Genomic DNA, 26,645 nt, shown 5'->3' with positions numbered 1-26,645 from the left:
AAAATTCAGCCAGACCTGAACCTTTGGGGAATATTATATATTCCGCGATTACAGACAGATATGAATAGGGCGAAAAGCGAAACTTCCCGTTTCGCCCGGATGATCATATTGCTGGCTTAGCGCTTTTTCTTGTTGAGGTAACGTTTGTACCAGCGCTCAAACGCAACGGCAGGCATCGGTTTGGCAAATAAAAAACCTTGTCGCTCATTGACGCCGTTTTTCGTCAGAAAAGCATCCTCTTTGGCGCTCTCCACACCTTCGGCAATCACCTGGAGATTCAAAGCCTGTGCCACGGCGACGATCGCGCGCACCATCGATTGTGACACCGACTTTTTGTGAATGTCGCGGACAAAAATCTGATCCAGCTTAATGGCATCAATTGGGAAACGCGTCAGTTGCGAAAGCGAGGAATAACCGGTACCAAAGTCATCCAGGTGCACCTGAGCGCCAAGCTGGCTAAACTGCTGAATGACGGATAGCGCAAGTTCTTCGTTCTCAATCAGGCAACGCTCCGTCAGTTCGACATCAATAGGGCAATATTCGAAATTGAGCTCGCGCAATACGCGCTTCAGATCGGTGAAAATCGTTTGATCAGCCAGTTGCCGGGCAGAGATGTTAACCGCCACGCGCAGGTTAATGCCTTTATCCCGCCATTTCGCGACCTGGCGTATAACATCGAGGATCACCCAGCGGCCGAGCGGCACAATCAGCCCGGACTCTTCAGCGTATGAGATGAACTCCAGCGGAGGGATAAGCCCACGTTCAGGGGACTGCCAACGCACCAGCGCCTCAAGGCCGCGGACTTCACCTCGCCAGGTCACTTTCGGCTGATAGTGAATCAGTAACTGATCGTTTTCCAGCGCTTTGCGCAGGTTGGTGTCCAGCCACAGGTATTCGAATACCCGCTCGTTCATTTCTGGCGAGAAAACGCAGAACTGGCCACGTCCGCCTTCTTTGGCGGTGTACATTGCGGTATCCGCATTGCGGATCAGGTTGCTGCTGTCCTCGCCGTGCTGAGGCGCCATCGCGATACCGACAGAACAGCCGGTATAGACTTCTATGAGGCCGATACGAAAGGGCTGGCGCAATCGGGTGAGGATCCGCGAGGCGACCGCCTCAAGCGAGCTCTGAGACGTCTGGCTGGCCAGCACAATAAACTCGTCACCGCCGAGACGTGCCAGCAGTTGATTCTCTTCCAGACAGCTCAGGAGGGCTAACGATACCGCCTGCAAAAGCTGATCGCCAAACATATGACCATAGGCATCGTTCACCTTCTTGAAGTTATCCAGGTCGAGATAAACAATACCCACCTGACTGTCGCCAGCCTGTTCGATGGCCTCGTTGATCAGTTCATGGATAGCGTTGCGGTTTGGCAACCCGGTAATCGTGTCGGTATTCGCCAGCACGCGCAACCGTTCCTGCGTACGTCGTTCTTCCGTGATGTCCGTACCGGAACAGATCAAGTAGATTTCGTTTTTACCGCTGCCGCTGTGGACAAATTTATTGCGGAACAGGAACAGACGCTGTCCCTTGCGGGTCTTTACCCAGCGTTCCACTTCATACGAGTTGCCGTTGCGAAAGAAGCCGCTGATGTTGCGACGCGAAGCGGCGGCTTCCCGGCGGCTCATGAAGAGTTTAAAGACGCTCTGTCCAATCACTTCCTGCTCTTTCAACCCGGTGTACTCTTCACACAGGCGATTGAAGCGCTGAATGTTACCCCGACTGTCGAGGATCACAATCGCCGAGTTGGCTTCTGTCACTACTTGTTCAGCAAACGAGAGCCCCTTGACCAGGTCACGCGCAACAGAAGGGGTGTCGTGCCAGGCCGACGCACTGCCAGCCCATTCATGTTTGTTAATTTTGCGGCCCACCAGGTGCACCGGGACATCGTTGTCTTCAAAGGGGAGTGTCATCATGAGACCGGAGGTGATGACGGTCATTTCACGGATCCGTTCGGCTTGCTCGGGCGCAAGCTCAACGCTCTCCACTCGGTCGGTCGCTTCGGTGACGGACAAATGCAGGGTGTTGGAATCTTCTGACAAACGCCAGTATGGCGCGTGAGTACCCAAAAAGCTATACAACGTTGTGGACTCCAGACTGTCTTTCATCATGAACACCCTCCCGCTTAAAGCACAAACAACCCTGAATGGAAGGGATTAGCCAGCGTTAATTAAAAATTACGGTAGCTGAACATCTTGTTTTGTTTATGTATTTATTTGTAATTCAGAACCGGGAAAAAGCATAGGCGCTGTAGAAAATATATCCGGCTGACAGTCAGAGTGTAGTGAGAGAATGGCGATTTGGGGGAAAGAAAACGGCCTTTCCTGAAAAGAAAGGCCGTTACTGGGCAGGTCGTCAGGCGGCAGGACGGGCGATGATGCTGCGGGTTTCCATCCGCACTTCGGCGATGGTGACATCAATCACATCCGTCACTTTATAGACGGTTTCACCTTTGATCTGGATGGTGCCGCTCTCCTGGCTGCAAACCAGTTCATCGCGCACCGCATGCAGGAATGGCGCAGGGATAAAAGCTACCGCGCCGTTATCCACCAGACGTACACGCATCCCGCCACGGCTGACATCAATGATTTCCGCCGAGAAGCGGGTATCCGTGCCCGCTTTATCACTCAGGAAGCGGGCATATAACCAGTCGCCAACATCGCGTTCCGCCATGCGGTTCAGGCGACGACGCTCAGCCATCTGTACGGTGATCTCTTCCTGCGGACGGTTAATGGTTTCACCTTTGATGACGGCTTTCAGCAGGCGATGGTTGATCATATCGCCATACTTACGAATCGGTGACGTCCAGGTGGCGTAAGCCTCCAGACCCAGCCCATAGTGCGGACCCGGCTCAATGCTGATTTCCGCAAAAGACTGGAAGCGACGAATACGGCTGTCGAGGAAACCCGACGGTTGCGCATCCAGTTCACGACGCAGCTTGCAGAAGCCTTCCAGAGTTAATACTTCTTCGGCGTTCACATGCATTCCGTGAGATTGCAGCAGCGCGGCCAGCGCATCGGCATTGGCCGGGTCAAAGCCCAGGTGAACGTTGTAAATGCCAAAGCCGAGTTTGTCGCGCAGCACGCGTGCGGCACAGATGTTGGCCGCAATCATGGATTCCTCGACAATCCGGTTCGCGATGCGACGCGGTTCTGCGACGATATCGAGCACTTCACCTTTTTCGCCGAGAATGAAGCGGTAGTCTGGGCGATCTTTAAACACCAGCGCATGCTGATGACGCCACTCACCACGGCTCAGGCAAATACGCTGCAGCAGACGAATCTGCTGGGCGATGTCTTCACTTTCAGGCTGCCAGCGACCGCGGTTTTCCAGCCAGTCAGAGACGTTGTCATAAGCCAGTTTTGCTTTTGACTCAATGGTGGCAGCGAAGAACGTGATGTCATCTTCAATGGTGCCATCAGCGGCAATGGTCATGCGACAGGCGAGCACCGGGCGCACTTCATTGGCGCGCAGTGAGCAGAGGTCGTCAGACAGTTCGCGTGGCAACATTGGAATGTTGAAGCCCGGCAGATAGTTAGTGAACGCCCGGATTTTCGCGGCGTTATCCAGTTTGCTGCCTTCGGCGATCCAGGCGGTAGGGTCGGCAATCGCCACGGTCAGTTGCAATTTGCCGTCAGCCAGTTCTTCGGCATACAGCGCATCGTCCATATCTTCCGTGCTGGCGCTATCGATAGTAACGAAATTCAGCGCTGTCAGATCCTGACGTTCCAGCCCTTCATCCAGCATTTCCGTCGCTACGCCATCCGGCGCTTCTTTTTCAAGATTATGCCGCGCCAGGGTGACCCACCAGGGGACGAAGTGGTCGTCGGCAAACGTGATGAACTGGGTTAATTCGGCGAAGAAGGTGCGATCGCCTTTGAGCGGATGACGGCGCATTTCAGCAACGGCCCAGTCACCCTCTTTAAATTCATGCTCCACACCGCGAGCGGCGCGGCAGGGAATGGCGTCTTTCAACAGCGGGTGATCCGGCACGATGGACAGGCGATCGTTCTTACCCTGTACTTTACCGACAAAGCGGGTCAGGAACGGCTCAACCAGCTCTTCCGGCTCCGCAGATTCGCGATCTTTTTCAGTGTGGATGACGGCGATGATACGGTCGCCATGCATCACTTTTTTCATCTGCGGCGGTGGAATGAAATAACTTTTTTGCGCATCGACTTCCAGGAAGCCAAAGCCTTTTTCCGTGGCTTTTACCACCCCTTCAGCACGTGGCGTCTGGGAATGCAGTTGCTGTTTAAGCTGCGCTAGCAGCGGGTTGTCCTGAAACATATTTGTCTATTTTCGTGGCCATAAGAGCGGCTGACAGTTTTACGCGAAAGTACCTGATGCGGCAAGCGCTCTTTATGGCAATGAAAGGGTTAATGTGTCTCGCCCAGCGCGATTTTCAGACGATTCAGCCATCCGCATAACCCCGACCAGGCCAGCAGGTTGATTGCCTGTTCAACGGAGGTACAGGACTCGTTGAACGGGTTGAACTGCGCGGCACTGAAACGATCGGGGGCACGCGTCAACAATTGTATCGCCTGGAACAGCGGACGCTCAACCGGCTGCTGTTGTTCCCGGCGTTCTATTTCGTGTTCGCTCTGGCGCAGTAAGTCGGCGATTTCCACTGACGTCGCCAGTTGGTTAAAGCAGCTTGCACTGCCGTTAATTCGCGATGTCAGTAGTGTGGTGAAATTGTGCGCGGGGGACTCAATGGACAATGTGCTTTTAAGCAGGGTACCGAGCAGCGTAAGCAGCGTCGGTTGATGAACCAGATTAGGAGCGATGGGCTGAAGGGCGGCGATTGGCTGATAACACGACAGACACTCCAACTGTTCCGCCGTTGCGAAGCGCAGTTCGACCTGCTCGTGCGCCGAATGCCAGGTGGCATCGGGTTGCTGAAACAGGGATACGTCGGCGAATGATTGTGTGTCCAGACCTGGCACCCAGCGTACCGGTTGCCCCAGCCATGCCTGAAACGTAGCGACGACACGCGCCTGAAAACCGACATAGCCGATGATTTGGTTCATCAATGCGATATCCCACGCAGAAAGGCCAACATCGCATAAATGCTGGCGCGCGCGGTTATCAATCACTGAGGGTGAACTGGCGAGCTGGCGCGCGTACTGAGTAATCTGCGCCAGCCGGTGATTACTTTCACGTGACGAATCCGGGCCGGGAAGCGGCGTCAAACGGGCGGCATAGTGGTTGCAAAGCCGCTGAACACCATACACCTGGGCGACCGTCAACGCGGTACTCATGCGTTCATAGGCGCTGAAGGTATGTAGGCGGTTCAATAAAACGGTGTCAGGGAACAGTTCATGAGCAAGCTGTCGGGCCGGTTGCAGCCAGGACTGAAAGGGTAAAAGCGCATCTTCAGGGATCACCAAATCCAACAGAAAGCGGTCTTCAACGTGTGCGGCTTCGGGCACCAGCGGCAACACGTCCTGCGGACCGGTGCTGGACTGGGTTTCATGATACCAGTGGCTTTTGCCGTTGAATCGGCGTTGTTCCATGGGCGTTCCTTGGTCTGTATGTGGCGACCCGGACACGTCGTCGTCGAATCACGCCGGATCGTTCTCGCTGCTTTATCCTGGCGTAAGCGGGGGAAGGGATGAAAGATTGTTGCGTGATAACAAAGATCAAAAAGCTATATTGCTGGGAAGAGTTAAGAGCATGGGCGGCAGGGCGCCGCCCACGGGGAAACCGGCACGATTATTTCAGTTCCAGTTCGTTCATTGCAGCGATGCTGAATCCGCCGTCAACGTGAACCACTTCGCCAGAGATACCGCCGGACAGATCGGAGCACAGGAAGGCTGCAGAGTTGCCCACATCTTCGATAGTCACGGTACGACGAATCGGGGTTACCGCTTCGCAATGCGCCAGCATTTTACGGAAATCTTTGATGCCGGAGGCGGCCAGAGTCCGGATCGGACCGGCAGAGATGGCGTTAACACGTACACCTTCCGGGCCCATCGCGTTCGCCATATACCGAACGTTCGCTTCCAGAGACGCTTTTGCCAGCCCCATTACGTTGTAGTTCGGGATCGCGCGCTCAGCGCCCAGGTAGGAGAGCGTCAGCAGGGCAGAACCCGGATTCAGCATAGAACGGCAGGCTTTCGCCATTGCCACAAAGCTGTAGGAGCTGATGTCGTGAGCGATTTTAAAGCCTTCGCGGGTGACCGCGTTCACGTAGTCGCCGTCCAGCTGATCGCCAGGGGCAAAACCGATCGAGTGAACGAAACCGTCAAATTTCGGCCAGGCTTTGGCCAGCTCTGCGAACAGGGTGTCGATGCTTTCATCTTCTGCAACATCGCATTGCAGAACGATGTCTGAACCCAGTTGAGCAGCAAATTCTTCCACACGGCCTTTCAGTTTGTCGTTCTGGTAGGTGAATGCCAGTTCCGCACCTTCGCGGTGCATCGCCTGAGCGATACCCCAGGCGATGGACAGTTTGCTGGCAAGACCTGTCACCAGAATACGCTTACCGGAAAGAAAACCCATAGCTTAAATCCTTATGTGAATGTTGTGGCGACCGGCCTCGGTTAGTGGGCCAGATGCCGTTAAAGCGCGGTCATTCTAACATGTGACATCGGGCGATCGAGTCCGACCACAACAGGAGAGCGGTTAACGGTCTTTTCGCCAGGCATCGGCCGTCAGTGCTTCGCCAAAATGACCGGCGATTAATCGTTTTGTCAGTTCATGCAGCGGAGAGGCCAGTACATCGGCGGTACTGCCGCGTTCGACGACTTCCCCCTGATGCATCACCAGAACCTGATCGCTAATGTGTTTCATCATGCCAAGATGCTGGGTGACGTAGATATAAGAGATACCCTGTTTCTCCTGCAATTCCAGCATCAGGTTGATTAACTGCGAGCGCATCGACATATCGAGCGACGCCAGCGCTTCATCGGCAATAATGACTTTCGGGCGCAGGATCATCGCGCGGGCGAGTCCCAGACGCTGTTTTTGTCCTGGCGCCAGCATATGCGGATAATAGCTGACATGATCGGGCAGCAGTCCTACCATCCGCATGGTCTCAATAATCTGCTTGCGTCGCTGTTCCGGCTCAAGGTCGGTATTCAGGCGCAACGGAAAATCGAGGATTTGCGAAATACGCTGACGCGGGTTCAACGAGGTCGATGGGTCCTGGAAAATCATGCGAATGCGCTGACTGCGAAACGAATAATCACCAAATTCGAGCGGATGATCGTCAATCAGTAACTCGCCGCTGGTTGGCTCGACCATTCCTGCCAGCATTTTGGCCAGCGTGGATTTGCCGGAACCGTTCTCGCCGATGATGGCCAGTGTCTGTCGCTCACGGAGGGTAAAGCTCAGCGGTTTCACGGCTTCTACGGTCTGACGGCGAAACCAGCCTGTCCGGTAGCGGAAGGTTTTACTCAGATTGCGAACTTCAAGTAAGGTCTCAACCATCTCACTCTCTCTCCATGTTGAGGGGGAAATGACAGGCGTAGAGATGATTTTTCGCCCCGGTCAGACGCGGCGTTTCTATACATTCGCGCTGTGCGTAGGGACAGCGTGGCCCAAGACGGCAACCGATGGGCAATTGTTCCAGCAAAGGGATGGCTCCGGGCATGGTGTTCAGACGACTTTTGTGCGGCATGGCGCTACCAAAGTCAGGAATAGCGCGGATCAGCGCCTGGGTGTATGGGTGATGGGGCGTCGTCACCAGCTCTTTACTCGGCGCGGTTTCCACCGTCTGACCACAGTACAGCACGTTAATCTTATCCGCCCACTGGCTGAGCATCTGCAGGTCATGGCTGATCAGCAAAATGGTAGTATTGCTGTTCTGATTCAGGCGCGTCAGCAGGCGGAAGATCTGCGCCTGAGTGGTCGGCTCCATCGCGTTGGTCGGCTCATCCGCAATCAACAGTCGCGGTTGATTCGCCAGCGCAATGGCAATCATGACTTTCTGACATTCACCGTCGGTCAGTTCATACGGGAAGCTGCGCATGGCGTCTTTATGATCTTTAATCCCGACGCGGTGCAGCAGTTCAATGGCGCGACGTTTCCGCCAGCCAATACGTTGCCACCAGCGGCCTTTGTACGTCCATGCCGGAATGTTTTGCATCAACTGGCGACCCACGCGCTCGGACGGATCCAGACACGACTGCGGCTCCTGGAAAATCATCGAAACGTTATGTCCCACCAGTTTACGTCGCTCACGCGGCGAAAGGCGCAACAGGTCGATATCGTCAAAACGCATCCGGTCGGCGGTGACGCGCCAGTTATCTTTGGCAACGCCGCAGATGGCTTTGGCAATCAGGCTCTTACCGGAGCCGGATTCACCCACCAACCCACGAATTTCCCCTTCGCTCAAGGTCATGCTGACGCGGTCGACGGCTTTGACCCACTCTTCACCGGCCTTAAATTCAATGGTCAGGTTGCGGATATCCAGTAATGGCATTATTCCACCCCCGCAATGATAGCGCGGCGAACGCCGTCACCCAGCAGGTTGACCAGCAGGACGCTGATCATGATGGCTGCACCGGGCAGCATCACCGTCCACGGCGCAACGTAAATCAGCTCCAGCGCATCGCCCAGCATCGCACCCCATTCGGGAGAGGGGAGCTGCGCGCCAAGATCGAGAAAACCGAGCGCGGCAATATCCAGTATCGCCATCGACAGCGCGCGGGTGATTTCGGTGATCAGTCCTGCGGTAATGTTGGGCAATATGGCGAACCAGAGGATGTTCAGCGTCGAGGCGCCATCAAGACGCGCCGCGATGACGTACTCTTTTTCCAGTTCGTCATGCACCATGCTGTAGACCGAACGGACCATGCGTGGCAACAGCGCCAACCAGACGGCAAACATGGCATGGGTTAAATGCGGCCCGGCGAAGGCGACAACGATAATCGCCAGCAGCAGAGACGGAATCGACAGCAGCGTATCGAGAATATGATTCAGCACGGCAGAACGCAGACCGTGCGTTGCTCCGGCGACCACGCCGAGAAACAGCCCGCACAGCGTTGCGGCGAGCGTAACGACAAACGCGCCGCCCACGGTGGGGGCTGCGCCGCTGAGCAGTCGGCTCAGGACGTCGCGTCCCAGATCGTCAGTACCGAGGAAGAAGGAGACTTCGCCATAGCGTGACCAGGAGGGCGGCAACAACTGATAGCCGAGGAACTGCTGATCGATGCCATACGGCGCAAACCAGTTGCCGAACAGGCACAGTACCACCAGCCCTGCACAGCCGTACAAGCCAACCATTGCCGTAGTATCGCCATAAAATTTGCGCCATGCGGTGCGCAGCGTACCTGGCGGGCGCTTTTCGCTATAAACGCTATCGTAAGGCATACCATTCCTTATGTTTCAGAGGGTTAGCCATAGCACCCAAAATATCGGAAATCACGTTGACGATGATGACCAGCGAACCAATGACCATCACGCCTGCGGATATCGCTGCGTAGTCCTGCTGACGGATGGCGTTAATCAACCAACGACCGAGACCCGGCCAGCTAAAGACCATCTCGGTGATCATTGCCAGCGTCAGCATCGTTGAGAATTGCAGGCCCAGGCGGGGGATCACCGGTGGTAAGGCGTTATGCAGTACATGGCGGCGCAGGATCGTAAATCGTGACAAACCGCGCGTGGCCGCAGCCTTCACGTAGTTCTGATCAAACACCTCAATGGTACTGATACGCATCAGGCGAATCACTTCGGTGGTCGGCGCAACCGCCAGCGTCAGCACCGGCAACACCATATGGCGCACGGCGCTCATCACCATCTCATCCCGCCAGGGAGAGTCAGAGATCCACGCATCGACAATAGCCAGACCGGTGACCGGTTTCACTTCGTAAAGCAGATCGAATCGGCCCGACACCGGCAGCCAGCCGAGAGTCAGGGAAAAGAAAAGGGTCAGCAGCAGTGCCAGCCAGAACACGGGGATTGAAAAGCCGAGCAGGGCGAGGGCGCTGATCAAGCGGTCCTGCCACTTGTTGCGGGTAATGCCCGCCAGCATACCCACCGGAATCCCCACCATTAGCGCAAAGCCGAACGCCAGGGTGCAGAGTTCCATCGTGGCCGGGAACACCTCTTTGAGCTGTTCAGTGATAAGCTGTCCGTTGATGCTGGAGACGCCAAAGTCCCAGTGGATGAGGCCATTGAACCAGAACACCCAGGCATTCCACAACGATGCGCCTTGTAGCGGCGCATGTGGCGTAAAATAGCTCAGACTGAAGCCGATAAAGGTCAGAAAAAACAGCGTGACCATCAGCAACAGCAAACGACGTAAGGTGAAGATAATCATGGTTTTTTCACCTCATCGTTTTTTTCGCGCGACACGCCGGCGAAAGAGGCATTACCAAATGGGCTCAACACCAGGCCTTTAATGTCATACCGATAGGCCTGCAGGCGCAGTGACGAGGCGAGCGGCAGGATGGGCAACTCTTTAGCGAGAATGTTCTGCGCTTCATCATACGCATCAATACGCGCAGAAAGCTGCTGAGAAGAGAGCGCTTTGCGCAGCACGTTGTCGAACTCCGGGTTGCACCAGTGGGCGAAGTTAGTCTGTGAATTGATGGCCGCGCAGCTGAGCAACGGGCGGAAGAAACTGTCCGGATCGTTACTGTCGGTTGCCCAGCCGGACAACGTCAGATCATGGTTCATGTCCATCAACCGCGCCTCCTGGAAACGACCTTCAACCGGTACAATCACCACGTTCACCCCAACCTGCGCCATATCCGCCTGGATAAGTTCAGCGGTTTTCAGCGGGCTCGGGTTCCACGCCTGTGAACTGGTCGGCACCCACAGGCGCAGCGTCAGATTCTCCAGCCCCAGCGCTTTGAGTTGCTCACGAGATTTGGCCGGATTGTATTCTGTTATTTTAGCCTCGTTATCATAGGCCCACGAGGCGCGAGGTAAAATAGAGGCCGCCGTTTCTGCCGTGCCGTAATAGATAGATTGCATCAGACGCTGGTTATTAATGGACAGCGCCAGCGCGTGGCGAACCGCCGGATTATTCAGCGGAGGCTTGTCGGTATTAAACGCCAGGTAGGCGATGTTCATCCCCGGACGCAAGGTCAGGCGCAGGCGTGGGTCGTCGCGCAGGATCGTCAACTGGCTGGCGGCGGGCCAGGCCAGCACGTCACATTCGCCGGTAAGCAGTTTCGATAAACGTCCGGTTCCGCCGGATCCGAGATCCACTACCACCTGCGGCATCAGCGGTTTGCCCCGCCAGAATTTGTCATGACGTTGCAGGCGGATGTATTGTCCAGCGCGATACTCGGAAAGCTGGAACGGACCGGTGCCAACCGGCTGGCGGTCAAGCTGTTCCTGGCGATCCTGTTTTGTCAGTTGATCAGCATACTCCGCCGACATCACGGACGCATAGTGGGTTGCGAGGTGCCATAAGAAAGAGGCGTCCGGCTTCGTCAGGCGAAATTCCACGGTGTGACTGTCGAGCTTACGCACGCTCTGCACGTTATCGGCGAACTGCAGACTGTCGAAATAGGGGAAATTGCCGCCGTTGACGTTATGCCACGGATGGTTGCGATCAAAGATGCGCTGAAAGGTAAAAACCACGTCGTCGGCATTCAGTTTACGCGTAGGCGTAAACCAGTCCGTTTTCTGAAACGCCACGTCGCGGCGCAGATGGAAGCGGTAAGTGGCGCCGTTATCCAGCACTTCCCAGCTTTCCGCCAGTTCCGGGACCAGACGATAAGTATAGGGATCGACATCCAGCAACCGATCATAGAGCTGGGCGGCGAGCGTGTCGACAATCAGCCCGCTGCTCACTTTTTGCGGATTGAAGGTATTGACCTGTCCATTCACGCAATAGACAAAGCCGCTGTCACGAATATCTTCACGTGGGGCGGTTTCAGGCGCAGCAGTAGCCTGACCACTCAGAAGTCCAGCCATCACGATCAGAGACGATAAAACCAGGCGCATAATTTTTAAGGTTTTTAGGTACGATTTGCAAAGTGTATCGCACTATCGCCCGCGAGGTACAAATGTCTGCGGGCAACTGGCGTAAATATGCGCAATCAGGGGGTGGGACGCGCTAAATCTGATGTTTTTTGAGCAATGCGCGCAACTGGTGATAGGTCAGCCCGAGTAATTCCGCCGCCCGTTTCTGATTAAATTTTGCCTGTTCCAGACTGGTTTGCAGCAGCTCTTTCTCCTGTTGCTGCTGAAACGCACGTAAATCGAGGGGCAGCGAAGGACCCGTTGCTGCGGTTTCAGCGGCAGGGGGCGTTGGCGCGTGGCGTTTAAATGGGTCGATCACAATCTCATCCAGCGGCGTTTCGCTGGTGCCATGCCGGTATACCGAACGTTCGACCACGTTTTTTAATTCGCGGATATTACCCGGCCAGGCGTAGTTCAGCAGCGTCTCTCTGGCATGTGCTGTAAATCCGGGGAACAGCGGCAGACGAATTTCCCGGCACATCTGAATAGCAAAGTGCTCCGCCATGAGCATGATATCCGCCTGACGTTCGCGCAGCGGCGGCAGTTGCACCACGTCGAACGCCAGTCGGTCGAGCAAATCAGCCCGGAAGGATCCTTCGTTAACCATCGACGGAAGATCCGCATTGGTCGCACAAACCAGACGGACGTTTACCTGTAATGGCTGACTGCCGCCGACGCGCTCGAGCTCGCCGTACTCAATCACTCTGAGCAGCTTTTCCTGTACCAGCATTGGGGCGGTGGCGAGTTCATCCAGGAACAGCGTGCCGCCGTCGGCCCGTTCAAAACGTCCGGGATGGCGCTTTTGCGCACCGGTAAACGCCCCGGCTTCATGACCGAACAGTTCACTGTCGAGCAGGTTTTCATTCAGCGCCGCGCAGTTAAGCGAAATAAACGGCCCCTGCCAACGAGAGGAGAGATAATGCAGACGGTTGGCAATCAGTTCCTTACCGGTACCGCGCTCGCCGATAATCAGTACCGGTTTGTCCAGCGGTGCGAGGCGGGAAACCTGCTCCAGTACCTCCAGAAAGCTGTTGGCTTCCCCTAACAAATTATCTTTGTATTCTGCCATGATGAATTTCGCCACATGTTAGTGTATTTCACCACTTTACCCTGTTTTCTCGTCAAGGTAAAACCGTACATCTCAATATAAATCAATAAATTAAAAAGTTGGCACGCGGATTGTATTAGAGAATCAGCAGGGCATCGCCCGACATCAGAAAAATGTGAGGATAGAATTATGGGTATTTTTTCTCGTTTCGCCGACATCGTGAATGCCAACATCAACGCACTGCTCGAGAAAGCGGAAGATCCGCAGAAGCTGGTTCGTCTGATGATTCAGGAAATGGAAGATACGCTGGTTGAAGTGCGTTCCAATTCGGCACGTGCGCTGGCGGAAAAGAAACAGTTATCACGCCGCATCGAACAGGCGACGGCTCAGCAGGCAGAGTGGCAGGAGAAAGCGGAGCTTGCGCTGCGTAAAGAGAAGGACGATCTGGCCCGCGCCGCGCTGATCGAAAAACAGAAGTTGACCGATCTGATTGGCAATCTGGAGCATGAAGTGACGCTGGTGGACGATACGCTCACGCGCATGAAAAAAGAGATTGGCGAGCTGGAGAACAAACTCAGCGAAACCCGTGCCCGTCAGCAGGCGCTGACGTTGCGCCATCAGGCCGCCAGCTCATCCCGTGACGTGCGTCGTCAACTGGACAGCGGTAAGCTGGATGAAGCGATGGCGCGCTTTGAATCTTTCGAGCGTCGCATCGACCACATGGAAGCGGAAGCTGAAAGCCACAACTTTGGCAAACAGAAAACGTTGGATCAGCAGTTTGCCGACCTGAAAGCGGATGATGAAATCAGCGAACAACTGGCGCAACTGAAAGCCAAAATGCAGCAAGACAAGCAATAATAATACCTGGCGGCGCTCGAACGCGCCGCCGCTCATCACCTGTAAGGAGACCTCATGAGCGCGCTATTTCTGGCCATTCCGTTAACCATCTTCGTGCTGTTTGTGTTACCGATTTGGCTATGGCTGCATTACAGCAACCGTTCCAGTCGCGGAGAATTATCGCAAAGCGAACAGCAACGTTTAGTTCAGTTGACCGATGACGCGCAGCGCATGCGTGAACGTATTCAGGCGCTGGAAGATATTCTCGATGCGGAACATCCGAACTGGAGGGATCGCTAATGGGCGGCATTGATCTGAACAAAAAATTATGGCGTATTCCGCAGCAGGGCATGCTGCGAGGCGTGTGCGCAGGGATCGCGCAGTATCTGGATGTGCCGGTAAAACTGGTGCGTATTTTAGTGGTGTTGTCGATCTTCTTCGGGCTGGCCTTTTTTACCCTGGTCGTCTACATCATTCTGGCATTTGTGCTTGATCCGATGCCGGATAACCTTGCCGCAGGCGAGCAGCAACCGTCCAGCGGTGAGCTATTGGATATCGTCGATAAAGAACTGGCGGCGGGGGAGAAACGCTTACGTGAAATGGAGCGCTATGTCACCTCGGACACGTTTACTTTGCGTAGCCGTTTCCGTCAATTGTAAGTCATTAAGAGAGCTGAGATGAATAATCGCTGGCAACGCGCCGGGCAAAAGGTAAAACCCGGTATGAAAATAGCAGGTAAGCTGGTGCTTCTGACTGCGCTACGCTACGGCCCCGCGGGTGTCGCAGGGTGGGCAGTAAAATCCGTCGCCCGTCGTCCGCTAAAAATGTTGCTGGCGCTGGCTCTGGAACCGTTTTTAAGCCGTATGGCGGCGAAAATTTCAAAACATTATTCTGGAAGTTAATTTCCATTGCCTTCTTTTTAACAATTAAATCACATCCTGGTTATTAATTTGCGGCAGCTCACAAATCGATTGTTGAGCTGCTAAAATTCTATTAATTCCTGCTTTTAACCTCTTTCACTGCATTGACAGTTAATTTCCTCGAGAGTAGTCTTTTTTGTCATGGGACCGCTACCACGGAAAAACAAAGTGAACCGAAAAATTAAGGAATGCCTCAGCACCGTCTATGGCGATACATGGACAGGGCTTCACGATGGGTCATTAAAAATGCGCATGGAAAGGGCGCGTAAGATTATTAATAAAAAGCGTAAACCTCATTGGGATGAAAGTGATGTGGTGCTCATTACGTATGCCGATCAATTTCATAGCGAGAAAGAAAAACCGCTGCCAACCTTTAATCAGTTCTGGACGCGCTGGTTTTCCTCGGTATTCTCACATGTTCACCTTTTGCCATTTTACCCCTGGTCATCAGATGATGGTTTTTCGGTTATTGATTACTATCAGGTGTCTCCCGAAGCCGGCGAGTGGAATGATATTCGTGAGTTAAACCGCTCCTGTTGTTTGATGTTTGATGTTTGATTTTGTTTGCAATCATATGTCAGCAAAAAGTGACTGGTTTGAACGTTATTTGCGGCAAGCTCCTGGATACGAAAACTTTTTTATTGAGATGGACCCAGAGACTGATTTACATGCCGTAACGCGTCCACGGGCATTGCCGTTATTAACACCGTTTAGCATGCAGGATAAATCCGTTCGTTATTTATGGACGACATTTAGCGAAGACCAGGTTGATTTCAACTACAGTAACCCGGACGTGCTACTTGCCATGATTGACGTACTGCTGACCTACCTGGAACACGGAGCCGATTATGTACGTCTGGACGCCGTTGGCTACATGTGGAAAACGCCGGGTACGACCTGCATTCATCTGGAAAAAACGCATCAACTGATCAAGTTATTTCGCGCGATAGCAGATGAGGTCGCCCCCGGCACGGTCATCATTACTGAGACCAATGTCCCGCACAAAGACAATGTTTCCTATCTGGGTAACGGGCATGACGAAGCACATATGGTTTATCAGTTCTCTTTGCCGCCACTTGTCCTGCAGTCCCTGCATCGCCAGGATTGCCGGGTGCTGTGCCAATGGGCGCAGTCGTTATCATTGCCTTCGACAGAGACCACCTGGTTCAACTTTCTGGCTTCGCATGATGGCATTGGATTGAATCCACTGCGCGGGCTGTTAGCGGAAGACGATATTCTGACACTGGTGACGGATCTGCAGAAAGAAGGGGCCTTAGTGAACTGGAAAAATAATCCAGATGGCACCCGGAGTCCGTATGAATTAAATGTGACCTGGATGGATGCGTTAGGCCATCAGGATGACAGCGATGAAGAACGCCTTGCCAAATTTATTCTCACCCATGTTCTGCTATTAACCTTCCCTGGCGTTCCTGCGATTTATATTCAGAGCATTCTGGGGTCGCGCAATGACTACGAAGGTGTCGAAAAACACGGTTATAACCGGGCTATTAACCGAAAAAAATATGAGCAAAAATCAATTGAACAGGAATTGATGACTGAAGGTTCTCTTCGTCATGAGATTTATCAGGCGTTGTCCCGATTAATTGTTATTCGCAGGGGTAATAAGGCGTTTCATCCCGAGAGCATGTTTGATATTCGCTGTCTGACACCTTCTGTTCTGCGGATTATTCGCTCGGCCGATGAACATGAAAAAATCAATGCACTTTTTAATTTTAGCGATCGCCAACAAATCATTGATGCCAGTATTTATACAGGCGTTGATTTAATTAGCGGAGTGAGTGTTTCCGGAGAGGCATTAACACTGCAACCCTGGCAGGTTATGTGGATTAAAAAATAAAAAGGAATATCTGATGATCAAAACTAAAATGGTGCTGTTATCAGCACTGGTTTCCTGCGCCCTGATTTCTGGTTGTAAGGACGATAAACCCGCCCATGTTTCAATTGAGTTTATGCACTCTTCTGTGGAACAGGAGCGCCAGGCCGTTATTACCACGCTGATTAAACGCTTTGAAAAAGCGAACCCGGATATCAGTGTTAAACAGGTTCCAGTTGAAGAAGATGCCTATAACACCAAAGTTATTACGCTGGCGAGAAGCGGGTCGCTACCGGAAGTGATCGAAACCAGTCATGACTATGCCAAGGTCATGGATAAAGAGCAGTTAATCGATCGGGATGCGGTGGCGAACGTCATTCAGAAGGTCGGGGAAGATATCTTCTACGATGGCGTATTGCGCATCGTTCGTACCGAAGATGGCAGCGCGTGGACAGGGGTTCCGGTGAGCGCCTGGATCGGCGGTATCTGGTATCGCAAAGACATCCTTGCTCAGGCGGGACTGGATGAACCGAAAAACTGGGAAACGCTGCTTGCCGCTGCGCGAAAACTCTATGACCCGGTGCATAAAAAATATGGCATTGCCCTGCCGACTGCAGAAAGCGTGCTGACGGAGCAATCTTTCTCGCAGTTTGCCTTATCCAATAATGCCAACGTCTTTGATGCCCAGGGGCACATCACGTTCAACACGCCTGAAATGAATCAGGCGTTGGGATATTACCGCGATCTGGCCGCCACCACGATGCCGGGCTCTAACGACATCATGGAGGTGAAAGATGCCTTTATGAATGGTACTGCGCCGATGGCGATTTATTCCACCTACATTCTCCCCGCGATAATTAAAGAAGGGGATCCCCAGAACGTGGGCTTTGTGGTTCCGACCGAAAAGACAGCGGCCGTTTATGGCATGTTGACCTCACTGACGATCACGAATGGGCAAAAAGAAGAGGAGACGGCGGCAGCCGAGAAGTTTGTCGCGTTTATGGAACAGGCAGACAACATCGCTGACTGGGTAATGATGTCGCCGGGCGCTGCGTTGCCGGTCAATAAGGAGGTCGTAAAAACCCAAACCTGGCAAAACAACAGCGTGATTAAAGCGTTAGGTGAGCTCCCGGCACAACTCATTGCTGAGCTACCGAATATTCAGGTTTTTGGCGCGGTAGGGGATAAGAACTTCACCCGTATGGGGGACGTCACCGGTTCCGGCGTGATAAGCACGACGGTACATAACGTGACGGTAGGCAAAGCCGATCTCCCGACAACGCTTCAGAAAAGCCAGCAAAAACTGGATGCCCTGGTAGGGCAGCGTTGATGGGTAAGAGGAACGTCGTTATGGCCCGATTATTCTCCGGTCGCTCCGATATGCCCTTTGCGATGCTATTGCTGGCACCCAGTTTGATTCTGTTGGGTGGCCTCGTGGCATGGCCGATGCTATCGAATATTGAAATCAGCTTTCTGCGCCTGCCGCTGAATCCGCGTATCAATGCCACGTTTGTTGGGGTCGCGAATTACGTTCGCATCCTTTCCGATCCGGATTTCTGGCATTCGTTGTGGATGACGGTCTGGTATACCGCGCTGGTGGTGACGGGCAGTACCGTGCTCGGACTCGGGGTGGCGATGTTCTTTAATCGCGAGTTCCGGTTACGCAAGACGGCGCGCTCACTGGTGATTCTCTCTTATGTCACGCCGTCTATCTCGCTGGTCTTTGCCTGGAAGTACATGTTCAACAGCGGATACGGCATCGTGAACTATCTGGGAGTCGATCTGCTGCATTTGTACGATCAGGCCCCCTTGTGGTTCGACAATCCCGGTAGCAGTTTCGTGCTGGTGGTGCTGTTTGCCATCTGGCGCTATTTCCCGTACGCCTTTATTTCGTTTCTGGCAATTTTGCAGACCATCGATAAATCGCTCTATGAAGCAGCCGAAATGGATGGCGCGAATGCCTGGCAGCGTTTTCGTATCGTCACGCTGCCCGCAATTATGCCGGTCCTGGCGACGGTGGTTACCCTGCGTACCATCTGGATGTTTTATATGTTTGCCGATGTGTACCTGCTGACGACAAAGGTCGACATTCTCGGGGTGTATCTCTACAAAACAGCGTTTGCTTTTAATGATTTAGGTAAAGCTGCAGCCATTTCCGTCGTGCTTTTTATCATTATTTTCGCCGTCATTTTACTGACCAGAAATAGGGTGAACCTCAATGGCAACAAATAAACGCAGACTCGGACGCGTGGGCTTTTATTGTGGCCTGATTGTGTTTTTGATCATCACATTGTTTCCCTTTTTTGTGATGTTAATGACGTCGTTCAAAAGCGCGAAAGAAGCGATTTCATTGCACCCGACATTGCTGCCGCAAGAGTGGACGCTTGAGCATTACATCGACATTTTTAATCCACTGATTTTTCCGTTTATTGATTACTTTCGTAACAGCCTGCTGGTATCCGTTGCGTCATCGGTGGTGGCGGTATTCCTGGGCACGCTCGGTGCCTACGCGCTGTCCCGACTGCGTTTTAAAGGGCGGATGACCATCAATGCCAGTTTTTACACCGTCTACATGTTCTCCGGCATTTTGCTGGTGGTCCCGCTGTTCAAAATCATTACCGCGCTGGGCATTTACGACACAGAAATGGCGTTGATTGTCACCATGGTCACCCAGACGTTGCCGACCGCCGTATTCATGCTGAAAAGTTATTTCGACACGATTCCGGATGAGATTGAAGAAGCGGCGATGATGGATGGGCTGAATCGCCTGCAAATCATCTTTCGCATTACCGTGCCGCTGGCGATGTCCGGACTGGTATCGGTTTTTGTCTACTGCTTTATGGTGGCCTGGAACGATTATCTGTTCGCCTCGATCTTTCTTTCCAGCGCCAGCAATTTCACGTTGCCAGTGGGCCTGAACACCCTGTTCAGTACGCCGGATTATATCTGGGGGCGGATGATGGCGGCGTCGCTGGTGACGGCATTACCGGTTGTCATTATGTATGCGCTTTCGGAACGGTTTATTAAGAGTGGTTTGACCGCGGGTGGCGTGAAGGGCTAAAGCGGCCAGTTTAAACAAGGAGTGGTAAATGAAGAAGTTAGTCGCAACAGAACCGCGCGTCGCGGCGCTGGTAGAGTATGACGATCGCGCTGTCATGGCGAATGAGGTGAAAATTCGCGTGCGGTTTGGCGCACCGAAACACGGTACGGAAGTGGTGGATTTTCGCGCCGCCAGTCCGTTTATTGATGAAGATTTTAATAGCGAATGGCAAATGTTTATGCCGCGTGCGAAAGACGCGCCGCGCGGTATTGAGTTTGGTAAGTTCCAGCTCGGCAATATGGTCGTTGGCGACATAATCGAGTGCGGGAGCGACGTCACTGACTATGCCATTGGTGATAGCGTCTGTGGTTACGCCCCTTTAGCCGAAACGGTCATTATTAACGGCGTCAATAACTACAAACTCCGCAAGATGCCGCAGGGGGCGAGCTGGAAAAACGCGGTGTGCTACGACCCGGCTCAGTTTGCGATGAGCGGCGTGCGTGATGCCAACGTGCGGGTAGGTGATTTCGTCGTCATCGTTGGTCTTGGCGCGATTGGGCAGATAGCCGTCCAGTTGGCAAAGAAAGCTGGCGCGTCGGTAGTCATCGGCATCGATCCGATCGCCCATCGTTGTGATATCGCTCGCCGCCACGGCGCGGATTTCTGCCTGAATCCGATGGGTACTGATGTCGGTAAAGAGATCAAAATGCTGACCGGTAAGCAGGGGGCGGATGTCATCATCGAAACCAGCGGCTATGCCGACGCGTTGCAGTCCGCGCTACGTGGGCTGGCTTATGGCGGCACTATCTCTTATGTCGCGTTTGCCAAACCCTTTGCCGAAGGTTTCAATCTCGGGCGCGAAGCCCATTTCAATAACGCCAGAATTGTCTTCTCGCGCGCGTGCAGCGAGCCGAACCCGGACTATCCGCGCTGGAGTCGCAAACGTATTGAGGAGACCTGCTGGGAACTGCTGATGAATGGTTATCTTAACTGTGAGGATCTTATCGACCCGGTGGTGACCTTTGCGGCTAGTCCGGAAAGCTATATGCAGTATGTCGACAGACATCCGGAACAGAGCATCAAAATGGGCGTCACATTTTAAGCGTAAAGGAAGACGAGCAATGAAAATCGGCACACAGAATCAGGCATTTTTTCCGGAAAATATTCTGGAGAAGTTTCGCTGTATCAAAGAGATGGGTTTTGATGGCTTTGAGATCGACGGCAAATTGCTGGTTAATCACCTTGATGAAGTCAAGGCTGCCATTAAAGAAACGGGCCTGCCAGTCACGACCGCCTGCGGTGGTTATGATGGCTGGATCGGCGATTTCATCGAAGAGCGTCGTCTGAACGGATTACAGCAGATCGAACGCATTCTTGAAGCGCTGGCGGAAGTGGGTGGGCAGGGCATCATTGTGCCTGCGGCATGGGGAATGTTTACCTTCCGTCTACCGCCAATGACCTCGCCGCGCAGTCTGGCTGGCGATCGCAAAGCAGTCAGCGACTCGCTACGTTACCTTGACAGTGTGGCAGCACGTACCGGTACCACCGTATATCTCGAGCCGCTTAACCGTTATCAGGATCATATGATCAACACGCTGGCGGATGCGCGTCGGTACATTGTGGAAAACAATCTGAAGCACGTACAGATCATCGGCGATTTCTACCACATGAATATCGAAGAAGATGATATGGCGAAGGCGCTGCACGATAACCGCGATCTGCTGGGACATGTGCATATCGCGGATAATCATCGCTATCAACCGGGCAGCGGCAGCCTGAACTTCAGCATGCTGTTTGATCAGTTGCGCGAAGATAACTATCAGGGCTACGTGGTGTATGAAGGGCGGGTGCGGGCAGAAAATCTGCCGGAAGCCTACCGTCAGTCATTGGCCTGGTTGCGTACCTGCTAAGAGGTTGCCGTGAAAAGTGCAATGACTCGTTCTCCGCTTCGCGTTGCCATCATTGGCGCCGGACAGGTAGCGGATAAAGTTCATGCTTCGTACTACTGCACCCGCGAGGATCTGGAACTTGTGGCTGTCTGTGACAGCCGCCGTTCTCAGGCGCAAACGCTGGCAGATAAATACGGCAATGCGCAGGTCTGGGACGATCCGCAGGCGATGCTTCAGAAGGTAAAGCCCGATATCGTCAGCATCTGTTCACCGAATCGTTTTCATTACCAGCATACTTTGCTGGCACTGGAGGCCGGTTGTCACGTGATGTGTGAGAAACCGCCAGCGATGACCCCGGATCAGGCGCTGGAGATGCGTAATACCGCGCGTCGTATGGGTAAAGTACTGGCCTATGATTTCCATCATCGGTTCGCGCTGGATACGCAGTTACTGCGTGAGCAGGTCATGGCGGGCGTTCTCGGTGAAATCTACGTGACCAACGCCAGAGCGCTGCGTCGCTGCGGCGTTCCCGGATGGGGGGTTTTTACCAATAAAGCGCTGCAGGGCGGCGGGCCGCTGATCGATCTTGGTATTCACATGCTGGATGCCGCGATGTATGTGCTGGGGTTCCCAATGGTGAAACGGGTCTGGGCCCACAGTTTTCAGAAAATTGGCACACAGAAAAATTGTGGCCAGTTCGGTGAGTGGGATCCGACGACCTATACCGTAGAGGATTCTCTGTTTGGCACCGTCGAGTTCCACAACGGCAGCATTCTGCGTCTTGAAACCTCCTTTGCGTTGAATATCCCCGAACAATCCATCATGAATGTGAATTTTTGTGGTGACAAAGCGGGGGCAACGCTGTTCCCGGCGCAGGTCTATACCGATAAGGGCGGCGAACTGGAGACGCTATTTGCCCGCGAATGTGCAGACGATCAGCGTCATTTTCGCAGTATGGAAGCTTTCGTGAATCATGTTCGCGGTGAGCCGGTCACTATCGCGGACGCCGAACAGGGATGGCTGATCCAGCAACTGGTGGCGGCGCTGTATCAGTCTGCAGAAACAGGGATGTGTGTTGAATTATGAGCAAGCCAGTCACGTTATCCGAATCGGGTTTTTGTCCGCACAGCCTGAATAAATATGCCTCACTACTGGCGACAGGCAATGGTTACCTGGGGTGTCGCGCCAGCCACGAAGAAGCTTATACCCATCAAACGCGTGGGATGTATCTGGCCGGGTTGTATCACCGGTCCGGGAAGGGGGAAATCAATGAACGGGTGAACCTTCCGGACGTTATTGGCGTCGACATCTTCCTGAATGGTGAGCTTTTCTCGTTGCTCAGCGGAACTCTCGAAAGCTGGCAGCGACAGATCGACTTCGCTACCGGCGAGTTAACGCGTTCGCTGATCTGGCGTGCGCCTGACGGGGCGCGTTTTGCCATTGAGAGTCGACGCTTTGTATCAGCAGAGCAATTGCCACTCCTGGCGATGACGTTGTCGATTACCCCGCTCGACAGCGATGCCTTAATTGCGTTATCGACCGGCATTGACGCGACAATCACCAACCATGGTCGCCAGCATCTGGATGAAACGCAGTTGCGGGTGTTCGGACAACATCTCCTGCAAGGGATTTACACCACTCAGGATGGTCGAAGTCATGTCGCTGTTTCCACACATTGCCGCGTCAACGGTGATGCGCAGTCCTGCTTTACAGCAAAAGAACGGCGGCTGATGCAGCACACCAGCTCGTTGATGAAAGCAGGGGAATGCCTGACGCTGGAAAAACTCACGTGGGTGGACTGGACCACAGAGTGCGATGTCTCACTGGAAAGCTGGGGGCAAAAGGGGATTCTGCACCTGAATGCCTGCGTGGGGCTGGGTTATGACGCGTTACTGGCGCAATCCGCCGCCAACTGGCAGCGCTGGTGGCAGCATTGTCGAGTAGAAGTGAATAGCGTAAACGCAGACGATCAGCGTGCGCTGGACTTCGCCCTGTATCATTTACGGATTATGACACCTGCCCATGATGAGCGTTGTAGCATCGGCGCGAAGGGGATGACCGGTGAAGGTTATAAAGGACACGTTTTCTGGGATACCGAAGTCTTTCTGCTTCCTTTTCATCTGCTCACTTACCCTGACGTCGCGCGGAATTTGTTGCGCTACCGTTGGCATAATCTGGCCGGGGCGCGGGAAAAAGCGCGAATAAACGGCTGGCAGGGGGCGCTGTTTCCATGGGAAAGCGCGCGCAGCGGTGATGAAGAGACGCCGGAGTTCGCGGCGATCAACATTCGAACCGGATTACGTCAGAAGGTGGCTTCTGCGCAGGCGGAACATCATCTGGTGGCCGATATTGCCTGGGCCGTTGTGGCGTACTGGCAGGTCACAGGCGATGAGCAATTTATGTCCCATGAAGGACTAACGCTTTTACTGGAAACGGCACGGTTCTGGCTGAGCCGTACAACGGAAGTGAAGGGACGACTTGAGATCCATGATGTCATTGGCCCGGATGAATACACCGAACACGTGAATAATAACGCCTTCACTAACTATATGGCGTATTACAACGTCGAGCAGGCACTGCATTTTGCCCGTCGCTATGGTTGCACGGACGACGCGTTTATTCATCGTGCCGAGCATTTTCTCCAGTTCTTATGGCGACCAGAGGTTCTGGCAGATGGCATTTTACCGCAGGATGATACGTTTCTCAGCAAACCGGCTATTGATCTGAGCGCGTACAAGACAACGGCGGGCAAGCAGACGATCCTGTTGGATTACTCGCGGGCGGAAGTCAATGAACTGCAAATTCTGAAGCAAGCGGATGTGGTGATGCTGACCTATATGCTCCCGGAGTTGTTCACAGCGGAAGTTTGCCTCAACAATCTCCATTTCTACGAAGCGCGCACCATACATGACTCCTCTTTAAGTAAAGCGATTCACGGGATCGTAGCGGCACGCTGTGGCAACCCAGAACAGGGTTATCAGTTCTGGCATGAAGGCGCGCAGATCGATCTTGGCGACGATCCGCACAGTTGCGACGACGGCATCCACGCGGCGGCAACGGGGGCCATCTGGCTGGGGGCGATTCAGGGATTTGCGGGGCTGAGCGTACGTAACGGTGCACTGCACCTCGACCCGGCGCTGCCAGAGGGATGGAAAAAACTGACGTTCCCTCTGTACTGGCAGGGAAGCGAGATGATGATTTCGCTCAGCAAAAGTCACGTGACGATAAGCAGTTCACGACCGGTTACGCTGTGGCTTAATGCAAAACCAATCGTTATAGATGGTGAATATAAACTCGCATTTCCTGACATGATTTTGCCTGTTTTTGGGACCGCTACCACGGAAAGGGGAAAAGAATGAAACCACAGGCAATAGTGTTTGATCTTGATGGGGTCATTACCGATACGGCACATCTGCATTTTCTTGCCTGGCGACAGGTGGCTGCTGAATTGGGAATCGTGATTGATGAGGTGTTCAACGATCGCCTGAAAGGCATCAGTCGTGGTGAGTCGCTGCTGCGTATTTTGCGTCACGGTGGAAAAGAAGGGGTATTCACCCAGGCGGAACGGGAGCAGATCGCCGCGCGTAAAAATGCGCTTTATGTTGACTCGCTGCGCTCACTGACGCCGGAGGCGGTACTGCCGGGAATTAAGGAACTGCTGACTACGCTGCGTACGGAACAGATAAAAACCGGACTGGCGTCAGTGTCACTGAATGCGCCCGCGATCATACAGGCGTTGCAAATGACATCGTTATTCGATTTTTGCGCTAATGCCGCGCTGATCCGCTGTTCTAAACCGGATCCGGAGATTTTTCTCGCGGCGTGCAACGGTCTGCACGTTAATCCACGGGCATGTATTGGAATAGAGGATGCGCAGGCGGGGATTGAGGCGATTAACGCCAGCGGAATGCGTTCGGTGGGTATTGGATCCACCTTAACCGGCGCAGATTTGCTACTTCCGACAACGGAATTTTTGACGTGGCCGCGCTTATCGGCTTTCTGGCAACTCGACAAGTAAAGGAATCAACATGGCACAGCTTTCGTTGCAGCATATACAAAAAATTTATGACAACCAGGTGCATGTGGTTAAAGACTTCAATCTGGAAATTGAAGACAAAGAGTTCATCGTTTTTGTCGGCCCGTCGGGATGCGGAAAATCAACCACGCTACGAATGATTGCGGGACTTGAGGAGATCAGCGCGGGCGAACTGTTGATCGACGGCAAGCGGATGAATGATGTGCCCGCAAAGGCGCGTAATATTGCAATGGTCTTCCAGAACTACGCGCTGTATCCGCACATGAGTGTCTATGACAACATGGCGTTCGGTCTGAAGATGCAAAAGATTGATCCCGGCGTTATTGACGAACGCGTCAACTGGGCAGCGCAGATCCTCGGTTTACGGGAGTACCTGAAGCGCAAACCTGGCGCATTGTCGGGCGGGCAACGCCAGCGTGTTGCGCTGGGCCGGGCCATAGTGCGTGAAGCGGGCGTGTTTCTGATGGATGAGCCGCTCTCTAATCTCGACGCCAAACTCCGTGTCCAGATGCGCGCAGAGATCAGCAAACTCCACCAGAAGCTGAATACCACCATGATTTACGTCACGCACGACCAGACAGAAGCCATGACCATGGCGACGCGGATTGTGATCATGAAAGATGGGATCGTCCAGCAGGTTGGAGCGCCCAAAATGGTTTATAACCATCCCGCAAATATGTTTGTTGCAGGTTTTATCGGTTCTCCGGCAATGAATTTTATCCGTGGCGCGATTGACGGAAATAAATTTGTTACGGAAACCCTTAAATTAACCCTTCCGGAAGAAAAATTACGGATATTAAAAGCGAAGGGTTATGAACATAAAGCTGTCGTGCTGGGGATCCGCCCGGAGGATATTCACCCTGGAATACAAGAAGAGAATAGCGTGACAGCAAAAATAAGCGTGGCGGAACTGACCGGCGCAGAATTTATGTTGTACAGCACGATTGGGGGGCACGAGCTGGTGGTCCGTGCCGGGTCTGTTAATGACTATTATGCAGGAGACAATATCACCATCCATTTTGATATGGCGAAATGCCATTTCTTTGACGTAGAGACGGAATTCGCTATTTAACAATAAATATCTCCAGGGGCGTGGCCCCCTGGCTTTCG

23 protein-coding genes and 1 pseudogene are annotated in these 26,645 nt (G+C 53.4%); 14 read left to right on the top strand and 10 right to left on the bottom strand.

The features are described from left to right. Positions 1–116: 116 nt before the first annotated feature. The 10 genes from pdeR to pspF form a co-directional block, all read right to left on the bottom strand. A complete protein-coding gene (pdeR, locus tag ACQ0PY_RS12695) occupies positions 117–2,108 on the bottom strand; it encodes a cyclic di-GMP phosphodiesterase (protein ID WP_044257827.1) in 1,992 nt (663 codons plus the stop codon). Between the two features lie 247 nt (positions 2,109–2,355). Next, the gene (locus tag ACQ0PY_RS12690) at positions 2,356–4,290 is read right to left on the bottom strand and encodes an exoribonuclease II (protein ID WP_054176241.1); all 1,935 of its coding nucleotides are present in this window, start codon (positions 4,288–4,290) and stop codon (positions 2,356–2,358) included. 89 nt (positions 4,291–4,379) lie between these two features. Further along, complete coding sequence (locus tag ACQ0PY_RS12685) at positions 4,380–5,519, bottom strand: CMD domain-containing protein (RefSeq protein WP_043000546.1); 1,140 nt, start codon at positions 5,517–5,519, stop codon at positions 4,380–4,382. Between the two features lie 199 nt (positions 5,520–5,718). After that, positions 5,719–6,507: an enoyl-ACP reductase FabI gene (gene fabI, locus ACQ0PY_RS12680; RefSeq protein ID WP_043000547.1), complete on the bottom strand. Its 789-nt coding sequence runs from the start codon at positions 6,505–6,507 to the stop codon at positions 5,719–5,721. A 123-nt stretch (positions 6,508–6,630) separates the two neighbouring features. Further along, positions 6,631–7,437: a peptide ABC transporter ATP-binding protein SapF gene (gene sapF / locus ACQ0PY_RS12675; RefSeq protein WP_043000548.1), complete on the bottom strand. Its 807-nt coding sequence runs from the start codon at positions 7,435–7,437 to the stop codon at positions 6,631–6,633. 1 nt (position 7,438) lies between these two features. Beyond that, positions 7,439–8,431 (bottom strand): peptide ABC transporter ATP-binding protein SapD, encoded by a 993-nt coding sequence (sapD, locus tag ACQ0PY_RS12670; RefSeq protein WP_043000549.1) that lies wholly within the window; start codon positions 8,429–8,431, stop codon positions 7,439–7,441. Then, on the bottom strand, positions 8,431–9,321 hold the full coding sequence (sapC, locus tag ACQ0PY_RS12665; protein ID WP_043000550.1) for a peptide ABC transporter permease SapC: 891 nt from the start codon (positions 9,319–9,321) through the stop codon (positions 8,431–8,433). The genes sapD and sapC overlap by 1 nt, the downstream gene beginning before the upstream one ends. Then, positions 9,308–10,273 carry a peptide ABC transporter permease SapB gene (gene sapB, locus ACQ0PY_RS12660; RefSeq protein ID WP_043000551.1) on the bottom strand — a complete coding sequence of 322 codons (966 nt, stop codon included), beginning with the start codon at positions 10,271–10,273 and terminating at the stop codon, positions 9,308–9,310. The genes sapC and sapB overlap by 14 nt, the downstream gene beginning before the upstream one ends. Then, on the bottom strand, positions 10,270–11,913 hold the full coding sequence (gene sapA / locus ACQ0PY_RS12655) for an ABC transporter substrate-binding protein SapA (RefSeq protein WP_044257738.1): 1,644 nt from the start codon (positions 11,911–11,913) through the stop codon (positions 10,270–10,272). Before sapA ends, sapB begins: the two co-directional genes overlap by 4 nt. Positions 11,914–12,025: 112 nt before the next feature. After that, positions 12,026–13,000, bottom strand: a complete 975-nt coding sequence (gene pspF / locus ACQ0PY_RS12650; RefSeq protein ID WP_043000553.1) for a phage shock protein operon transcriptional activator — start codon at positions 12,998–13,000, stop codon at positions 12,026–12,028. 168 nt (positions 13,001–13,168) lie between these two features. Between pspF and pspA the strand changes: the two genes are divergently transcribed. The 14 genes and pseudogenes from pspA (at position 13,169) to ACQ0PY_RS12580 (ending at position 26,607) form a co-directional block, all read left to right on the top strand. Beyond that, complete coding sequence (pspA, locus tag ACQ0PY_RS12645) at positions 13,169–13,837, top strand: phage shock protein PspA (RefSeq protein ID WP_043000554.1); 669 nt, start codon at positions 13,169–13,171, stop codon at positions 13,835–13,837. Positions 13,838–13,891: 54 nt separating this feature from the next. After that, the gene (pspB, locus tag ACQ0PY_RS12640; RefSeq protein WP_042318763.1) at positions 13,892–14,116 is read left to right on the top strand and encodes an envelope stress response membrane protein PspB; all 225 of its coding nucleotides are present in this window, start codon (positions 13,892–13,894) and stop codon (positions 14,114–14,116) included. Continuing rightward, on the top strand, positions 14,116–14,475 hold the full coding sequence (gene pspC / locus ACQ0PY_RS12635) for an envelope stress response membrane protein PspC (RefSeq protein WP_043000555.1): 360 nt from the start codon (positions 14,116–14,118) through the stop codon (positions 14,473–14,475). Before pspB ends, pspC begins: the two co-directional genes overlap by 1 nt. 18 nt (positions 14,476–14,493) lie before the next feature. Then, on the top strand, positions 14,494–14,718 hold the full coding sequence (gene pspD / locus ACQ0PY_RS12630) for a phage shock protein PspD (protein ID WP_043000556.1): 225 nt from the start codon (positions 14,494–14,496) through the stop codon (positions 14,716–14,718). Between the two features lie 159 nt (positions 14,719–14,877). Then, positions 14,878–16,594, top strand: a pseudogene (locus ACQ0PY_RS12625) (sugar phosphorylase). Positions 16,595–16,607: 13 nt separating this feature from the next. Continuing rightward, positions 16,608–17,900 carry an ABC transporter substrate-binding protein gene (locus tag ACQ0PY_RS12620; protein ID WP_109740280.1) on the top strand — a complete coding sequence of 431 codons (1,293 nt, stop codon included), beginning with the start codon at positions 16,608–16,610 and terminating at the stop codon, positions 17,898–17,900. A gap of 20 nt (positions 17,901–17,920) precedes the next feature. Further along, positions 17,921–18,802, top strand: a complete 882-nt coding sequence (locus tag ACQ0PY_RS12615; protein WP_043000559.1) for a carbohydrate ABC transporter permease — start codon at positions 17,921–17,923, stop codon at positions 18,800–18,802. Then, positions 18,789–19,631 carry a carbohydrate ABC transporter permease gene (locus tag ACQ0PY_RS12610; protein WP_109740279.1) on the top strand — a complete coding sequence of 281 codons (843 nt, stop codon included), beginning with the start codon at positions 18,789–18,791 and terminating at the stop codon, positions 19,629–19,631. The genes ACQ0PY_RS12615 and ACQ0PY_RS12610 overlap by 14 nt, the downstream gene beginning before the upstream one ends. Positions 19,632–19,659: 28 nt before the next feature. Then, positions 19,660–20,712 carry a D-guloside 3-dehydrogenase gene (gene ycjQ / locus ACQ0PY_RS12605; RefSeq protein ID WP_044267166.1) on the top strand — a complete coding sequence of 351 codons (1,053 nt, stop codon included), beginning with the start codon at positions 19,660–19,662 and terminating at the stop codon, positions 20,710–20,712. Positions 20,713–20,731: 19 nt separating this feature from the next. Continuing rightward, the gene (gene ycjR, locus ACQ0PY_RS12600) at positions 20,732–21,520 is read left to right on the top strand and encodes a 3-dehydro-D-guloside 4-epimerase (protein ID WP_109740278.1); all 789 of its coding nucleotides are present in this window, start codon (positions 20,732–20,734) and stop codon (positions 21,518–21,520) included. A 9-nt stretch (positions 21,521–21,529) separates the two neighbouring features. Next, complete coding sequence (gene ycjS / locus ACQ0PY_RS12595; RefSeq protein WP_044257753.1) at positions 21,530–22,585, top strand: D-glucoside 3-dehydrogenase; 1,056 nt, start codon at positions 21,530–21,532, stop codon at positions 22,583–22,585. Continuing rightward, a complete protein-coding gene (locus ACQ0PY_RS12590) occupies positions 22,582–24,858 on the top strand; it encodes a glycoside hydrolase family 65 protein (RefSeq protein WP_109740276.1) in 2,277 nt (758 codons plus the stop codon). Before ycjS ends, ACQ0PY_RS12590 begins: the two co-directional genes overlap by 4 nt. Beyond that, on the top strand, positions 24,855–25,517 hold the full coding sequence (pgmB, locus tag ACQ0PY_RS12585) for a beta-phosphoglucomutase (RefSeq protein ID WP_109740275.1): 663 nt from the start codon (positions 24,855–24,857) through the stop codon (positions 25,515–25,517). Before ACQ0PY_RS12590 ends, pgmB begins: the two co-directional genes overlap by 4 nt. A 10-nt stretch (positions 25,518–25,527) precedes the next feature. Next, positions 25,528–26,607 (top strand): ABC transporter ATP-binding protein, encoded by a 1,080-nt coding sequence (locus ACQ0PY_RS12580; protein ID WP_109740274.1) that lies wholly within the window; start codon positions 25,528–25,530, stop codon positions 26,605–26,607. Positions 26,608–26,645 lie beyond the last annotated feature (38 nt).

The organism is Citrobacter sp. LST-B2 (genome assembly GCF_057983045.1).
This window is presented reverse-complemented; position numbering and strand designations above follow the sequence as displayed.

What these genes read in the sequence shown, in the direction of transcription:
- pdeR (WP_044257827.1), bottom strand. Translation starts at nt 2,108, where the DNA reads ATGAAAGACAGTCTGGAGTCCACAACGTTGTATAGCTTTTTGGGTACT.
- ACQ0PY_RS12690 (WP_054176241.1), bottom strand. Translation starts at nt 4,290, where the DNA reads ATGTTTCAGGACAACCCGCTGCTAGCGCAGCTTAAACAGCAACTGCAT.
- ACQ0PY_RS12685 (WP_043000546.1), bottom strand. Translation starts at nt 5,519, where the DNA reads ATGGAACAACGCCGATTCAACGGCAAAAGCCACTGGTATCATGAAACC.
- fabI (WP_043000547.1), bottom strand. Translation starts at nt 6,507, where the DNA reads ATGGGTTTTCTTTCCGGTAAGCGTATTCTGGTGACAGGTCTTGCCAGC.
- sapF (WP_043000548.1), bottom strand. Translation starts at nt 7,437, where the DNA reads ATGGTTGAGACCTTACTTGAAGTTCGCAATCTGAGTAAAACCTTCCGC.
- sapD (WP_043000549.1), bottom strand. Translation starts at nt 8,431, where the DNA reads ATGCCATTACTGGATATCCGCAACCTGACCATTGAATTTAAGGCCGGT.
- sapC (WP_043000550.1), bottom strand. Translation starts at nt 9,321, where the DNA reads ATGCCTTACGATAGCGTTTATAGCGAAAAGCGCCCGCCAGGTACGCTG.
- sapB (WP_043000551.1), bottom strand. Translation starts at nt 10,273, where the DNA reads ATGATTATCTTCACCTTACGTCGTTTGCTGTTGCTGATGGTCACGCTG.
- sapA (WP_044257738.1), bottom strand. Translation starts at nt 11,913, where the DNA reads ATGCGCCTGGTTTTATCGTCTCTGATCGTGATGGCTGGACTTCTGAGT.
- pspF (WP_043000553.1), bottom strand. Translation starts at nt 13,000, where the DNA reads ATGGCAGAATACAAAGATAATTTGTTAGGGGAAGCCAACAGCTTTCTG.
- pspA (WP_043000554.1), top strand. Translation starts at nt 13,169, where the DNA reads ATGGGTATTTTTTCTCGTTTCGCCGACATCGTGAATGCCAACATCAAC.
- pspB (WP_042318763.1), top strand. Translation starts at nt 13,892, where the DNA reads ATGAGCGCGCTATTTCTGGCCATTCCGTTAACCATCTTCGTGCTGTTT.
- pspC (WP_043000555.1), top strand. Translation starts at nt 14,116, where the DNA reads ATGGGCGGCATTGATCTGAACAAAAAATTATGGCGTATTCCGCAGCAG.
- pspD (WP_043000556.1), top strand. Translation starts at nt 14,494, where the DNA reads ATGAATAATCGCTGGCAACGCGCCGGGCAAAAGGTAAAACCCGGTATG.
- ACQ0PY_RS12620 (WP_109740280.1), top strand. Translation starts at nt 16,608, where the DNA reads ATGATCAAAACTAAAATGGTGCTGTTATCAGCACTGGTTTCCTGCGCC.
- ACQ0PY_RS12615 (WP_043000559.1), top strand. Translation starts at nt 17,921, where the DNA reads ATGGCCCGATTATTCTCCGGTCGCTCCGATATGCCCTTTGCGATGCTA.
- ACQ0PY_RS12610 (WP_109740279.1), top strand. Translation starts at nt 18,789, where the DNA reads ATGGCAACAAATAAACGCAGACTCGGACGCGTGGGCTTTTATTGTGGC.
- ycjQ (WP_044267166.1), top strand. Translation starts at nt 19,660, where the DNA reads ATGAAGAAGTTAGTCGCAACAGAACCGCGCGTCGCGGCGCTGGTAGAG.
- ycjR (WP_109740278.1), top strand. Translation starts at nt 20,732, where the DNA reads ATGAAAATCGGCACACAGAATCAGGCATTTTTTCCGGAAAATATTCTG.
- ACQ0PY_RS12590 (WP_109740276.1), top strand. Translation starts at nt 22,582, where the DNA reads ATGAGCAAGCCAGTCACGTTATCCGAATCGGGTTTTTGTCCGCACAGC.
- pgmB (WP_109740275.1), top strand. Translation starts at nt 24,855, where the DNA reads ATGAAACCACAGGCAATAGTGTTTGATCTTGATGGGGTCATTACCGAT.
- ACQ0PY_RS12580 (WP_109740274.1), top strand. Translation starts at nt 25,528, where the DNA reads ATGGCACAGCTTTCGTTGCAGCATATACAAAAAATTTATGACAACCAG.